General features: G+C 31.1%; 11 protein-coding genes. 3 read left to right on the top strand and 8 right to left on the bottom strand.

Annotated elements, in window-relative coordinates:
• Positions 1 to 11: 11 nt before the first annotated feature.
• The 4 genes from DNJ73_RS00055 to DNJ73_RS00040 are packed head-to-tail and all read right to left on the bottom strand — an operon-like array spanning position 12 to position 4,130.
• The gene (locus tag DNJ73_RS00055; protein ID WP_158465696.1) at positions 12 to 1,415 is read right to left on the bottom strand and encodes a PP2C family protein-serine/threonine phosphatase; all 1,404 of its coding nucleotides are present in this window, start codon (positions 1,413 to 1,415) and stop codon (positions 12 to 14) included.
• Between the two features lie 56 nt (positions 1,416 to 1,471).
• Positions 1,472 to 2,761, bottom strand: coding sequence for a signal recognition particle-docking protein FtsY (gene ftsY, locus DNJ73_RS00050; protein ID WP_158465695.1), 1,290 nt, complete (start codon positions 2,759 to 2,761; stop codon positions 1,472 to 1,474).
• A gap of 2 nt (positions 2,762 to 2,763) precedes the next feature.
• Positions 2,764 to 3,384: a transcription antitermination factor NusB gene (gene nusB / locus DNJ73_RS00045; RefSeq protein WP_158465694.1), complete on the bottom strand. Its 621-nt coding sequence runs from the start codon at positions 3,382 to 3,384 to the stop codon at positions 2,764 to 2,766.
• Between the two features lie 20 nt (positions 3,385 to 3,404).
• Entirely contained in the window at positions 3,405 to 4,130 is a 726-nt protein-coding gene (locus DNJ73_RS00040) for a DUF502 domain-containing protein (protein ID WP_374027170.1), read from the bottom strand.
• Positions 4,131 to 4,323: 193 nt separating this feature from the next.
• On the opposite strand from DNJ73_RS00040, the gene queG reads away from it, so the two are divergent.
• From queG to DNJ73_RS00025, 3 genes are all read left to right on the top strand, one after another.
• Complete coding sequence (gene queG / locus DNJ73_RS00035; RefSeq protein ID WP_158465944.1) at positions 4,324 to 5,262, top strand: tRNA epoxyqueuosine(34) reductase QueG; 939 nt, start codon at positions 4,324 to 4,326, stop codon at positions 5,260 to 5,262.
• 2 nt (positions 5,263 to 5,264) lie between these two features.
• Complete coding sequence (locus DNJ73_RS00030) at positions 5,265 to 6,134, top strand: tetratricopeptide repeat protein (RefSeq protein ID WP_158465692.1); 870 nt, start codon at positions 5,265 to 5,267, stop codon at positions 6,132 to 6,134.
• 83 nt (positions 6,135 to 6,217) lie between these two features.
• Complete coding sequence (locus tag DNJ73_RS00025; RefSeq protein WP_158465691.1) at positions 6,218 to 8,698, top strand: DNA topoisomerase (ATP-hydrolyzing) subunit A; 2,481 nt, start codon at positions 6,218 to 6,220, stop codon at positions 8,696 to 8,698.
• Here the strand turns inward: DNJ73_RS00025 and purF are convergent.
• The 4 genes from purF to dnaN are packed head-to-tail and all read right to left on the bottom strand — an operon-like array spanning position 8,695 to position 14,573.
• Positions 8,695 to 10,152: an amidophosphoribosyltransferase gene (gene purF / locus DNJ73_RS00020; protein ID WP_158465690.1), complete on the bottom strand. Its 1,458-nt coding sequence runs from the start codon at positions 10,150 to 10,152 to the stop codon at positions 8,695 to 8,697. The genes DNJ73_RS00025 and purF overlap by 4 nt on opposite strands.
• A 60-nt stretch (positions 10,153 to 10,212) precedes the next feature.
• On the bottom strand, positions 10,213 to 12,624 hold the full coding sequence (gene purL, locus DNJ73_RS00015) for a phosphoribosylformylglycinamidine synthase subunit PurL (protein ID WP_158465689.1): 2,412 nt from the start codon (positions 12,622 to 12,624) through the stop codon (positions 10,213 to 10,215).
• Positions 12,625 to 12,627: 3 nt separating this feature from the next.
• Positions 12,628 to 13,410: a PRC-barrel domain-containing protein gene (locus DNJ73_RS00010; protein ID WP_158465688.1), complete on the bottom strand. Its 783-nt coding sequence runs from the start codon at positions 13,408 to 13,410 to the stop codon at positions 12,628 to 12,630.
• A 2-nt stretch (positions 13,411 to 13,412) separates the two neighbouring features.
• Entirely contained in the window at positions 13,413 to 14,573 is a 1,161-nt protein-coding gene (gene dnaN, locus DNJ73_RS00005) for a DNA polymerase III subunit beta (protein ID WP_158465687.1), read from the bottom strand.
• Between the last annotated feature and the right edge of the window lie 178 nt (positions 14,574 to 14,751).

Here is a 14,751-nt window from a genome sequence, read left to right as displayed (position 1 = left end):
CAGTGAATTTACTAAGTTAATTCAGGAAGCGATAATTCTTCATTGACTTTTAAAACAACCATTGAAGCGTCGTCTTCAAGATGATTATCACCTAAACCAACAAAGCTATCTAATCTTTCAAAAATTTTATTTAATATTTCTTTAGCTCCTAAACCTTGCCTCGCAAATCTATCTAAAAAAGTTATTAACCGATTTTCGTCAAAACGTTCACCAGATATACCAGGTGCTTCAGTGACTCCGTCAGTGTAGTAAAGAAGGACATCTCCAGGCTGAAGCGTGATCTCTCCACATCCATATTCAGCTTCAGGTTGCAGTCCAATTAATAAACCAGGAGTATCTAATCTAATTATTGATTTTGACTTGGCACTCCAAAGTAACGGGGGATTATGTGCTGCATTAGCAAAACGTAATTTTCTTGATCTTGCATCAAAATCGGAATAAAATAAAGTAACAAATCTATGTGACTGCGTCAAATCTTCAAGCGCTAATTGATTCAAATCATGCAAAATACAATCAGGAGGTAATCCACTTAAAACTTCGGCTCTGAGCATCCCACGCAACATTGTCATCAATAATCCAGCAGGAACACCTTTACCCATAACATCGCCAATTACGAAGGCCCAACGACCTGAAGATTTTGCTAAATCCGTTAGATCTGGCCGAGTCGGCATAAAATCGTAGTAATCTCCACCGACTTGAAAAGCAGGCCTACAACAAGCAGCTAATTCTACACCCTCAATTGTTGGACATTGATCAGGTAATAATTGTGATTGAATTTCAGCACCAATACTTATTTGTCTATCAACTTTCTCATGATTCCTTATCACTTGAAATATGGCATCATTTTCAATGGCTACTCCAGTGATGTCAGCAACTAACTGAATATGTTTGCGATGAATATTACTTCCGAATTCAACTTCTTTTTTATCAAATGCATAGAGTCTCCCTCTTTGTCTTCCTCGAGAAACTACAGAAGTTGCCATTATGTTAAAAGAGTCCAAATGCCTCTGGACTAATCGATCTAGCATTAAAATATTACTTTCTTGCATCCCAAAACCAGCTTTCAGCCCATCTTCTAAAAGAAATAATTGCCTAATTATTTCTTGATTTTCATCGAGAGGAACTATTTGTAATTGTTCTCGCCAAAGACTGCCATTATCTTGAAAAGGAATTAACAATGATCCTTTAATACCAACTAATTGAGTAACAAAAAGTGGAATCAGTTCGAGAAAACGCTGTAAATTCGTAAAACTTCGCAAGGCAAAGCTTAAAGAAAGCAATAAATCTTGATTAGCAATTTGCTCTTGAGAAAGACTTTCAATTAGTTCTGTTAAAGATTTTGACGCAGCACTGGATAACAATTTTGTTGTTTGGTGATATTTTTGTTGTGAAATTGGAGAATTTTTATTCACCATTCTCCAGCAATAAAGAAATTAAAATTTAGCAACATTTACAAAAAATTTCTTTAATATCATCGATTAGCTAAAAGTGCCTCTACGAATTCAAAGCTATTAAATGGACGTAAGTCTCTAATTTTCTCACCAGCCCCAACAAACCTAACTGGAAGCTTAGCTTCTGATGCAACTGCCATAGCAACTCCTCCTCTAGAAGATCCATCAAGTTTTGTAAGTATTACTCCTGTTAATTCTGCTGAATCAGCAAACGCAAGAGCCTGCCTAAGTCCATTTTGCCCTTGACTTGAGTCAAGTACTAATAAAGATTCAACATTAGCTTTTGGAGAAAGTTTATTAATAATTTTTCTAATTTTTTTTAGTTCTTCCATTAAATTATTTTTTGTCTGCAATCTTCCTGCAGTATCTATTAATAATAAATCTATACTTTTTGACTCACATGCTCCAATAGCATCAAATACTATTGCAGCTGGATCAGCATTCTTAGATTCATTTGCAATAACTTCTACTTCTGTTCTCTCTCCCCATACTTTTACTTGTTGAACTGCTGCAGCTCTAAAAGTATCTGCAGCAGCAATCATTGCCGAAAACCCACTTCTTTTTGCAACACTTGCCAATTTACCAAGAGTAGTTGTTTTGCCAACTCCATTAACACCTACTAACATCCAAATATTTAAAACACCCTTTTTTGGAGAAAGTAAAGAAACACCACTATCTTTTATAGGTTTTTCTAAAATATTGACTAATTGGTCTTTCAAAAAACGTAAACCTTCAGAAGCTTCTACGACTTCCTCATTTAGCTTAGTTCTTAATGAATCTAAAATTTGATCAGTAGCTAAAACCCCTGCATCCGCTCGCAATAATAGAGTTTCTAAATCATCAAGAACTTCAGGAGTCAGTGGATCATCACCTAATTTATCTAATAAGTCAGTAACAAATCCCTTACGAGTTTTTTCTAATCCTTGTTTTAATCTACTTAGCCAATCAATATCATCTAACGAAAATTGATCAATTTTTTTACCCTGTGCAGCTAAAACCTCCGCTGACCAAGTAAAAGTTTCATCAAAATCACCTAGTAAAGGTTCATCTTCCTCTTTGGAGATTTTATTAACTTGAAATTTTTTTTCAACTGAATCATTTAATTTAAAATCTGCTTTAGTATTATTTTCTATATTTTTTTTATTAAGTATTTCTTTTTCTCGTATTTCTTTTTCATCTTTTTGCTTTTGCTTTAATTGCAAATAAGCTTGTTTAGCCCAATCTAAAGAATCATCATTAACTGATGAAGAAAAATCACTTTGATTTGTATTTGAAGGAATTTTTTCATCCTTAAAAAGATCGTCTTTCATTACTAATTTAATTTTAAAGCAGAATCTTGAAGTTTCCTTAAAACTCCATTAATCATTCTTCTTCCTTGTTCATCACTATAACGATTAGCTAGATTCACAGCCTCGTTACAGGTAACAGCAGTAGGAGTATTAAAGTCAATCAAATCTACTAAAGCTAATCTTAAAATATCTCTATCTATCCTAGGCAATCTTTTTAATCTCCAACCCTCCATAACGCAATCAAGATTACTATCTATCTCATCTTGCTTTTCGATAACCAAATGAACTCGCTTAAGAGCTAGCTCTCGAATTTCTTTTTGATCACCTAGTGCTAGAAGTCTTGGCAGTTCAATACTGTCAGACAAACTATTTAATATGTTTTCTGAGTCAATTAAACAAGTCTTCAAGTAATCACGAGATTTATTTAGCAAACCAGCATCATCTTGCAATTCACTATCTAATAAATCCTGATTTGCTTTTTCTAATTTCGAAGCACAAAAATCTAATTGCTCTCTCCAATGTTGAGTTAAGGATTCAATAGCTTTACCTAATAATATTTCAATATTAATTTTATTAATATCATTTTTTTTAATTTGCCCTAAAAGTAATAGAGCTAATTCTCTAGAAATTGATTTAAATTGCATAACTATAAATTTAAAGATAATTATGAAGAAGAAGCTCTTAACTGAGAAAATAAACTAGAAAAAGAAGTATTTGTAGAGTTATTTCTATCATCAGGATTTACAATTCCAGCAGAAATAATTGTTCTAAATGCATCTTCAACAGAAATATCTAAATCTTTAACAGAGCCTTCTGGTACTAAGGTATACCAACCAGTAGTTGGATTAGGTGCTGTAGGTATAAAAACACTTAATAAAGGTTTATCAGGTTCAGTTTGAAGAGATGGGCCAACAATACCAGTTACAAAACCAACACTGAATAAGCCTTCTCGTGGATATTCAACTAAGACGACTCTGCGAAACCTAGTGGAATTATCTCGAAGAAAAGTTTCTAATAGTTGTTTAAGGGTTTTATAAACTGATCCTGCCAGAGGGATACGAGAAAGAGTTCCTTCCCCAAACTCAAGCAACCATCTTCCTACAAAATTTCTGGCCATCAAACCAATCAATAAAATACCTAATAAAGGAACAGTTAAACCCAATGCAAGATTGATTAGGTCTTGCAATAAAGGATTAAGAGTAATAAAAGGATTTAATTGCTTTGGTATTGAAGTCAAAATTGCCAGTACAAACCGACTGACAATTGTAGACAACCATATAGTGGTAGCTAGGGGAATAACCACCAAAAGACCAGCTATCAGGTCATTTTTTAGATCCTGCTGAAGCCTTGAGGCAAGAGTCAGGTCTTGCTTTGGAGAAGAGGACTGCACCAAATAAAGAGAGTCCGAAAAGTGTATATATATACAATCTAACCAAATTCAGTGCATTAATTAAATAATTTAAGCTAATAATAGAAATAAAACATTAAAAGAACGCATTTGAGGACCCAAATAAAGTCTCAATCAACTAAAGAACCTTTTAATTAAAGGTATAAAAACTATTAATGAAAAACAAACTGTGAACTTGAAAAAATCTGTTGATCTTACAAAAAAAATAAAAGAAAAAGCTTTTGAAGAAGGATTTGATGCAGTAGGGATTGCAAAAGTTCCAGGATCTTCAAGAATCAAACTTAGAAACGCTTCATTGGAAAGATGGCTTCAAGCTGGACATCAAGCCAAAATGGAATGGATGAAAAGCCCAAGAAGAAAAAATATAGAGTACATGCTTAAAGGAGTGCAAAGTGTTCTTGCAGTAGGACTAAATTACTATGTTGAAGTAGAAAAAACTCCTAAAGATATCTCAATAGCAAGATACGGATGGGGAAAAGACTATCATAAAGTTATTGAAAACAAGTTAAAAAGGATTGGTCAATTTTTAGAAAAAGAAAGACCAAATTCTAAATGGAAAATTTGTGTTGATACAAGCGCATTATTAGATAAAGCATGGGCTGAAGAAGCTGGAATTGGATGGATTGGAAAACATAGCAATATTATCAACTCAAAAATTGGCTCATGGATGTTTTTAGGCCATCTTTTATCTACTGAAATTTTGGAAGCCGACGAGCCATCAAAACCTATTTGTGGAGAATGTGAAAAATGTATTGATGCATGTCCAACCAAAGCAATAGAAGAACCATTTATTGTAAATTCAAATAAATGCTTGGCCTATCACACCTTAGAAAACAGAGAAGAACAATTGCCCAGAAATATTATTAATAAAATGGGTAATTGGGTCGCAGGTTGTGATATCTGTCAAGAAGTATGTCCTTGGAACAAAAAAAGCATACCTACCACATCTGAACCAGATCTTCAACCATCGGAATGGATTTTGAATTTAACTAAAAAAGATGCATTATCATGGAGCGATACAAAATGGAAAGAAAATTTAAATAGCTCCGCATTAAAACGTATTAAGCCATGGATGTGGCGTAGAAATATAAATTCAATATCAAATAATTTATAATTATGACAAATAAAATTACAGCTATTTTTCAAGTTTTACTTTATCTAACTCTAGTTAACAATTTTCTTATAATTAAATCAGCAAATGCTTTCTTTCCCAAAATTAATGAACCAAACCAAAAGGAATTAAATTCAACATCAATACAAATTGGAAGAACAGCGATTCAGTTAATTCAACTGGGTCAAAATTCTGAAGCAATTAAACTTTTAGAATTAGCAATTAAATTAAATCCTTCAGAAATAGCTCTTTGGAATAGTCTTGCAGAAGCTCAGATAAGATCAGATCAAAAATATAAAGCATTATCATCATTAAATAAGGCAATAAAACTAAAACCAAAAGAAGAAAACATATATTTCAAGAAAGCATCTATATATATGGATTTAAATAATCCTAAGAAAGCCAAATTTTATATAAATGAAGGTTTACTAATAAATAAAAATAGTGAAAGAGGCTATTTTCAATTAGGTAATGCTGAAATAATGTTAAACAATTATAAATCAGCATTAATTGCATTTAAAAAATCTTCAAAAATAAACTCCTCTTTTTGGCAATCTATTAATAATGAAGGACTCATTCAATATGAATTAAATAATTCAAAAGAAGCAATATCAAAATTCAAATTAGCACTTAAAATTAGTAATGATGCCGAGCCTATGTTAGCTCTTGCAATCGTATTATTTTCAACAGATAATAAATCTATTTATACAATAAATCTAGCAAAAAATGCTTTAATATCTAATCCTAAATATGTTTCAAAAAACTATCAATCGAAACAATTGTGGGGGAAGAAATTACAGAACTCCGCACAACTTTTATTTAAAGCGAAAGAAATGAAAAAAGTAGTTAAAGAAGCTAAAGAAAAAATTCAATGAATAAATGTTTAACAAAAAACTGGTTTTTAACAAATTAGTTAGTAGCCTAAATATAGAAATTTAGGCCTCTTACATACTCAAAGATGGCCAAAGAACGGCTAAAACCAATTTCGTTGCATCAAGAAATGCAGCGTTCTTACCTCGAGTACGCAATGAGCGTAATCGTTGGAAGAGCATTGCCTGACGCGAGAGATGGTCTGAAACCAGTGCAAAGAAGAATTCTTTTTGCAATGCATGAATTAGGACTTACGCCCGATAGACCTTATAGAAAATGTGCTCGTGTTGTAGGAGATGTTCTTGGTAAATATCATCCACATGGAGATCAAGCGGTATATGACGCACTTGTAAGACAGGTGCAGATTTTTAGCTCTAGATACCCAATTCTTGATGGTCATGGAAACTTTGGATCAATTGATGATGATCCTCCAGCTGCAATGAGATATACCGAAACTCGATTAGCACCCATATCAAACGATGCAATTTTAAGTGAAATTGATCAAGAAACTGTTGATTTCTCTCCAAATTTTGACGGGTCACAGCAAGAACCAGATGTATTACCCGCTCAACTACCTTTTCTACTTTTAAATGGAAGTGCAGGTATCGCTGTAGGAATGGCAACAAGCATTCCTCCCCATAATTTAAATGAAGTAGTAGAAGCTTTAATAGCGATAGTCAAAAACCCCTCATTAAGCGAAGAAAGATTATTAGAAATAATCCCTGGACCAGACTTTCCTACTGGAGGAGAAATTTTAATTAGTAATGGGATTAAAGAAACTTACACAAAAGGCAGAGGAAGTATAACCATGAGAGGAATAGCTCATATTGAAGAAATTATTCCAGGAAAAGGTAAACACAAAAGAAGTGGTATTATCATTACTGAATTACCTTATCAATTAAATAAAGCTAATTGGATCGAAAAATTAGCCGATCTAGTTAATAATGGAAAAGTCTCTGGAATAGCAGATATTAGAGATGAAAGTGATCGCGATGGAATGAGGATTCTAGTAGAAATCAAAAGAGATTCTGATCCAGAAAAAATTTTAGATTTTTTATATCAAAAAACTTCTTTACAAAGTAATTTTGGTGCTATTTTGCTTGCGTTAGTTAATGGTCAACCAGTACAACTTACATTAAGAAAATTATTAGATAATTTCCTAGAGTTTAGAGAAAATACTATTTTACTAAGAAGCAATTATTTATTAAAAAAAATTAAGAGCAGGCAAGAAATAGTCGAAGCACTAATACAAGCAATAAATAATCTAAGAGAAATTATAAATTTAATTGAAAAATCTAAAGATATAGCAGAAGCCAAAAATAATTTAATTAATAGTTTAAAAATTAATGAAAGGCAAGCAGATGGGATTTTAGGTATGCCTTTAAAAAAAATAACAAGCCTTGAAAAAACTTCTTTAAAAAATGAGATAAAAGATTTAAAACTTAAAAGAGATGATCTGGAGTCAATTATCAACAATAGAGAACAATTGATGAAATTAATGATTAAAGAATTAAGAGAACTCAAAAAAAGATTTGGAAGCTCAAGAAAAACAAAATTAATCGAAGGCGGAGATGCACTAATTGCCGAGCGAATAGCAAATCAAAGACCAAACAAAGAGCTTCAAAGAATAAATGCATTAAAAGAATTATCAATAGATTCAGAAATTATCATTCAATCAAACAATGAAATTAAAATAGTACCATCAATAACAATTAAAAAATTAAAACTAAAAGAAAGTAATCAAGAAAAATATTTTTTACCTCCTAAATTAATATGGCCAATAAAAAATGAGCCAAAAATTCTAGCTATTAGTGAGCTAGGAAAAATTGGCATTCTCAAGTGGGAATTTGCGGGACAAAATCCAGGACCCTTAGAAAAATTTTTACCTGCAGGTTTAGAAAATGATAAAATAATTAATTTCATTCCATTACCGAATAAAAAAGGTATGAGCTTGGGATTAATAAGCAGTGATGGAAAATTTAAAAGAATTGCAATTAGTGAAATAACAGACATTTCTAACAGATCAACAACTATTTTAAAATTAAAAGATAAAATTAAACTTAAATCTTGTCTTATTTTTGAAGAAAATAGTTATCTGTTAGTAATAAGCAATATTGGAAGAATAATTAAACTTAAAATAACAGAAAATGAATTTCCATGTATGGGCAAACTAGCTAAAGGATCTAATATAATAAAATTATTCCCAGGTGAAAGTATAGTTGATGTATTTACTGTTGAAGATAAACAAATTAAAAATTTAATATTAATAACAAATAAAAATTCTTTCATAAAACATAATATCCAAGAAATTGAAATATCAAAAAAAGGAGAATTAGGAACAATAGGTATCAATTTTAAGGATACTAAGAAAACAAAAGATAGAGTAATTAATTGTTTTATAGATAATGAATATATTTATATTAAAACGAATAAAGATAGATATGAAAAATTAGATACAAAACAAATTAATAGTCACCCTTACAAAAAAGAAAAAAAATTAAATCTAAGCTTAAAAGAAAACGAATTTATAAAATCTATTTTATCAATGATATTACCAGAAAATAATTAAGATAAAGAAGTTTTTTCAATCCAAGATAAATATTCTTGAGTTACTGTACCAGTTACATATTTTCCTGTAAAACAAGATAAATCTAATTCTTTAATTTTAGAACCCCTAGTTATAGCTTTAGTAAGATCGTCTACTTCTTGATATATCATTTTATCAATCAATAAATTATTTTCAATTTCATTTATATTTCTATTATAAGCAATCAATTCATTTCTACTTGGCATATTAATACCATAAACATGTGGATATCTAATGGGTGGTGCAGCAGATGTAAAAGTAACTTTATTAGCACCTGCACTTCTTGCCATTTGAACTATTTGCTGAGATGTTGTTCCTCGAACAACTGAATCATCAACTATCAAAACATTTTTATTTTTAAATTCAGTACTCATTGCATTTAACTTTTGACGAACAGAACGTTTTCGTAGTGATTGACCAGGCATTATAAATGTTCTACCAACATAACGATTCTTAAAAAAACCCTCCCTATATTCAATACCTAACTGTCTAGCTACTTGCATTGCAGCAGGCCTAGAGGAATCGGGTATTGGCATTACAACATCTATATCACCTAAAGAAATTTGTTTTTTTATAGTTTCAGCGAGTAAATCTCCCATTCTTAATCTTGACTCATAAACAGAAATACCGTTCATTATTGAATCAGGTCTAGCCAAATAAACATATTCAAATGAACAAGGAAATAATTGTGGATTGTCTGAGCATTGTTTAGAGAAAAACTCACCATCGGAGGTAATAAAAATTGCCTCTCCTGGTTCAACATCTCGAACAATTTGATAATCATTATTTTCAATCACTAATGATTCACTAGCTATTACCCATTCTGGCTTATTGTTTCCTACTAACCTTTTCCCAATAACTAAAGGTCGTATTCCAAAAGGATCTCTAAACGCTAAAAGTCCATGACCAGCAATTAATGCAATTGAAGCATAGGATCCCTCTACTCTTGAATGAAGCCTTTTTACAGCATTAAAAAGATCATTGGGATTTATATCTTTTACAGATATTGCAGTGTTTAATTCTGTAGCCAAAACGTTTAATAACATTTCAGTATCACTTGAAGTATTTGTATGCCTTCTATCAACTTTAAAAAGTTCTTTTTCTAATTCTCTTGTGTTAGTTAAATTGCCATTATGAACAAGAATAATTCCATAAGGAGCATTTACATAAAAAGGTTGTGCTTCTTCTTCTCGATGAGCAGCTCCTTTGGTTGCATATCTTACATGCCCTAATCCAGTCTTTCCTATCAAACCTCTCATATCTCTAGTTCTATAAGCTTCACGCACTTGACCTTTTGATTTATTGATATGAAAAACACTGCCATCCATCGTTGCAATCCCAGTAGAATCTTGACCTCTATGCTGGAGCAATAACAAACTATCGTAGATTTGTTGATTACACTGATCGGTTGAAACAACACCTACAATTCCACACATGATTATATTTCCTCGTTAAAAAAACTTTTTTGAATATTAAAATTATAAGTCATCAAGAATTTAATTAGATACTTTTTTCTGAATAGTATTTTTATATTTGTCTTGTAAATCTTGAATATTTATATCTACAATCAAATTTTTTGATTGATATATTGATAATTTTTTTTGATTATTAACATTGCCTATATACGATAAGGAAAAAATATTAGATTCTTGTAAAATAAAATTATTATAATATTTTTTTAATTCTGTAGCTTGGTAATCTGAACAACTAATTAAAACTCTTGATCCTCCTTCTGCAAAAAGAGTACGGTCTAACCTAGAATCACTTTCAGGTAAAATAATCTTTGCTCCAAATCCAGAAGCAATACAACACTCAGCTATAGCTACTGATAAACCTCCATTTGCTACATCATGAGCTGAATTGATAATACCTTTTTTGATTATTTTTCTTAGAAAAAGATTAACTTGTTTTTCTAAATTTAAATCTATTTCTGGTGGTCTTCCAGTTTTTAAACCATGTATATATTCTAAAAAAGATGAAGCAGATAATGAAATTCTATTATCTTTATTTTTTTTAGTTTCTAAAGGTAATCCAATTATAAAAATTTGATCATTTGTTTTAAGCCAAGCTTTTTTACATAAATTATTCAAATTATCTATTAAGCCAACCATACCAATAACTGGAGTTGGATGTATTGGTATAACAGCATTATTTGGTAATTTTGTATCATTATATAATGACACATTTCCTCCGGTAACAGGAGTATCTAATACCTTACATGCATTGGTTATTCCTTCACATGACATTGATAATTGCCAAAAACCAACTGGATTTTCAGGAGACGAGAAATTTAAATTATTTGTAATTGCTAATGGTTCAGCTCCAACACAACTTAAGTTTCTAGCTGCTTCTGCTACTGCAGACATACTTCCGCGTTTTGGATCTAAATAAACCCACCTATCATTGCAATCAACTACCGATGCTATTCCTCTATTATGTTTTGATTTTATTTTAAAATTATTTTGCGAACGAATTCTAATAACAGCTGCATCTGCTTCTCCAGGACAAATAACTGTATTAGATTGAACTTGATAATCATATTGTTTATATATCCAATTTTTTGAAGCTATTGAAGGATTACTTAATAAATTAAGTAAAACATTATTCCAACTTATAAATACTTTATTTTGAAGATTAATAATACCATTATTTAAATTTTCAGGTAATAAATCTTCATCCCATTTCCAATGTTCTTGTAAATATTCAGGAACAGAGTTTAGTAATGTATGTTCCTCTATAGGTGTATCATCAGCGAGTGCAGATGCTGGAATATTTGCTACTATTTTTCCTTTATGTAACACTCTTACAACCTTTTCTTTTAAGACCTTTCCAACAACTTCAACATATAAACCCCATCTCATAAATAATTGTTTTAATTCTTGTTCTGATCCAGGTTTAATAACGAATAACATTCGTTCTTGAGATTCAGACAACAGAAATTCATATGCAGTCATTCCCTTCTCTCTTGCTGGAACAAGATCAAGATTCAATTCAATTCCCACCTCACCTTTTGAAGCCATTTCAGAACAACTACAAGTAAGACCTGCAGCTCCCATATCCTGAGCTGCAATTACATACCCTGTCTTAAATGCTTCTAAACAAGCTTCTATTAATCCTTTTTCAAGAAACGGATCACCAACTTGTACAGCCGGCCGATCATCAATTGAGGTTTTTGAAAGTTCAGAACTTGCAAAACTTGCTCCTCCCATTCCATCTCTGCCAGTAGTATTTCCAACATATAAAACTGGAAAATCTATACCACTGGCTCCTGAACAAACTATTTCATCTGTTTCCATTAAACCTAATGCCATTGCATTTACTAAAGGATTACCTGAATAACTATTGTCAAATCGAACTTCTCCTCCAACTGTGGGTACACCTACACAATTTCCATAATGCGAAATTCCTGAAACAACACCTTCTAATAAACTAATATTCTTTTCATTTTCTAAAGGACCAAATCTTAAAGCATTTAATAAAGCGATTGGTCTAGCTCCCATAGTAAAAATATCCCTTAATATTCCTCCAACACCAGTCGCAGCTCCTTGAAAAGGTTCTACCGCAGATGGATGATTATGACTCTCAATTTTAAAAACTAATTTTTGACCAAAGCCAATATCTACCACTCCTGCATTTTCACCTGGACCAACAAGAATTCTTGGACCAGTGGTAGGAAATTTTTTTAATAACGGGCGAGAATTGCGATAACAGCAGTGCTCAGACCACATAACACCAAACATTCCTAATTCATTACGATTTGGTGGTCGCTTAAGTCTTCGACAAATTTCTACATAATCATCTAATTTCAAACCTTCTTGTTCAATAGAAGCTAACAAGTCATATTCAACAAAAAAACCTGGCGAATTAACTAATTGATTAAAAGCTGTATTTTTAGAAAAAGATGTCATTTATTAAATCCAGGGATCAAGATCTCTATCATTGGTAGAACTTGTTTTTCTTCTACTTTCATTCATTCTATTAAATTCTTCAGAACTATCTATATCTAAATTATCTATCCAATCATCGTAGGAATCAGAATTATCTTCAGAGATAAATGAATCATTAAAACTTGTATTCTCGTTTTCAATTATTTGCTCATCTATCCATCCCTCTAACCTGTCAGAAGCCTTATAAGTCAAATCTTGAAACTGATTTTTCCATTTTCTACTTTTACTTAAAAATTCTTCTCTTAAACTTGCTTTATGAATAGGTAAATCTTCAAATGTATGAATATCACATGAAATGGAACCAGGTTGTTTATCAATTATTTGAGATAAAGATAAACGCCATCGACTTGTTCCAGGGATCAATGGATTGGAACGACTTACTAAATAATATTGAATATTTCCCTTTTTCGGCTCAAAAACAAAATCAGCTATAAGACCTAATTTCTCACCATTGCTATTAAAAACATTAGCTTTCATTAAAGTAGGAAAACGATCTAAAGTCTGATCATCAGAAGAAGAACCATTTCCTTTTACATATAGTTCATGCTGATTTATACCTTTTAATTGATTTAATCTCCAAACTTCTCTTTCTAATCTTAAATTAGACGGTCGACTAATCCAACCTAATATTCTGTGAGCTGGAGGATGCATCCATGCAGCTACAACAGGACCATGGTCTATGCCTTTGTCACAACGGACATTATGCTTTAAGAAATCACTAAATAATAGTTTATTTGGTATTGACAAAATTAATTTCTTATTTGGATAGGCATAACTAAATAAGTAAAATTAAGATCACTATTAATAGGAGAAAAAACAGCTGGGGTTGTAGGTGCATTACAGCTCAATTTTATAAGATTTGAATCTATAACTTTAAGACCATCCAATAAATATCTTACATTAAATGCTATTTGAAATGATTCACCTTTAAAAGAAATAGGTAAAGATTCAAAACCAGTTCCAATATCTTGAGCATCGGTTGATATTCTAATTACATTTGCGGCACTATCAGTAGTTATTTTAATAACATTATTATGCTGATCTGCTAAAACAGCAATTCTTTCTAATGAAGCTATAAACTCTTTTCTATCAAATTCTAAAATATTCTCAAATGTTTCTGGTAATAATTGAGAATAGTTTGGATATGAACCTTCTAAAGCTCTAATAGTAATAATTTCATCAGCTGATATAAATACAACCTGTCCTTTATCAATAAAAAAATTAATAGGTTGATTAATATCACAAGTACTTAAAAATTTTTCGACTTCTCTTAAAGATTTTGAAGGTAAAGTAATTGAAAATTTATCAATACTTGTAGATATATTTTCATCATTTGATTGAGATAAAATATTATTTAAATTTAAAATAGCTAATCTATGACCATCTGTAGCAGCAGATTCTAAACCATAACCATCAAAGGTAAGATTAACTCCAGTAAGTAATTGTTTAGCATCATCTGTACTACTTGAAAATAAAGTTGATTTAATAGCACTTGATAACAATAATGGATTTAATTTGAGAGATGTTCCACTTTCGACTAATGGTAAATCAGGAAAATCATCAGCCAACATTCCTCTCACATGATATGTACCACTTTTACTAGTTAATTCTATTTGCTGACTGTTATCATCTAGTTTTAAAATTAATGGCGAGTCATTAGACAATTTAGAAATAATTTCACCGAATATTTTTGCTGGTAAAGTTATAGCACCACTATTTTCTATAGAAGCAGAAATAGAAGTTTGTATTCCTAAACTTAAATCAAATCCAGTTAAACGAACTTTTCCCGTTACTTCATCAGCAGCTAGTAAAACATTTGCTAACACAGGATGTGTCGGTCGACTAGAAACGGCTCTACTAACAAGCTGAAGAGCTGCATTAAGCTCAGATTGGGAACAACTTAACTTCATCCAGTTATCTCAAATAAAAATCTATTGATATAAGAATTTCATAGCTATTTCAAAAAGGCAATACCGTTAAAAAAATCGAAATTTTTTACTTCTCTACTTTTATCTATTTTTTGATATGAAATTGAATTAGTAGTAGTAGAAGCTGTGGTTTCTGTGGTTATCTTAAAAAGCATAGTAT

The sequence above is a fragment of the Prochlorococcus marinus XMU1408 genome, assembly GCF_003208055.1.
GTDB lineage: Bacteria > Cyanobacteriota > Cyanobacteriia > PCC-6307 > Cyanobiaceae > Prochlorococcus_B > Prochlorococcus_B marinus_A.
The sequence above is the reverse complement of the archived record's forward strand: the minus strand, read 5'-3'. Positions and strand labels throughout refer to the sequence as shown.

Bases quoted from the DNA above. Each gene is read 5' to 3' on its own strand.
- DNJ73_RS00055 (WP_158465696.1), bottom strand. From the start codon at position 1,415: ATGGTGAATAAAAATTCTCCAATTTCACAACAAAAATATCACCAAACA.
- ftsY (WP_158465695.1), bottom strand. From the start codon at position 2,761: ATGAAAGACGATCTTTTTAAGGATGAAAAAATTCCTTCAAATACAAAT.
- nusB (WP_158465694.1), bottom strand. From the start codon at position 3,384: ATGCAATTTAAATCAATTTCTAGAGAATTAGCTCTATTACTTTTAGGG.
- DNJ73_RS00030 (WP_158465692.1), top strand. From the start codon at position 5,265: ATGACAAATAAAATTACAGCTATTTTTCAAGTTTTACTTTATCTAACT.
- DNJ73_RS00025 (WP_158465691.1), top strand. From the start codon at position 6,218: ATGGCCAAAGAACGGCTAAAACCAATTTCGTTGCATCAAGAAATGCAG.
- purF (WP_158465690.1), bottom strand. From the start codon at position 10,152: ATGTGTGGAATTGTAGGTGTTGTTTCAACCGATCAGTGTAATCAACAA.
- purL (WP_158465689.1), bottom strand. From the start codon at position 12,624: ATGACATCTTTTTCTAAAAATACAGCTTTTAATCAATTAGTTAATTCG.
- dnaN (WP_158465687.1), bottom strand. From the start codon at position 14,573: ATGAAGTTAAGTTGTTCCCAATCTGAGCTTAATGCAGCTCTTCAGCTT.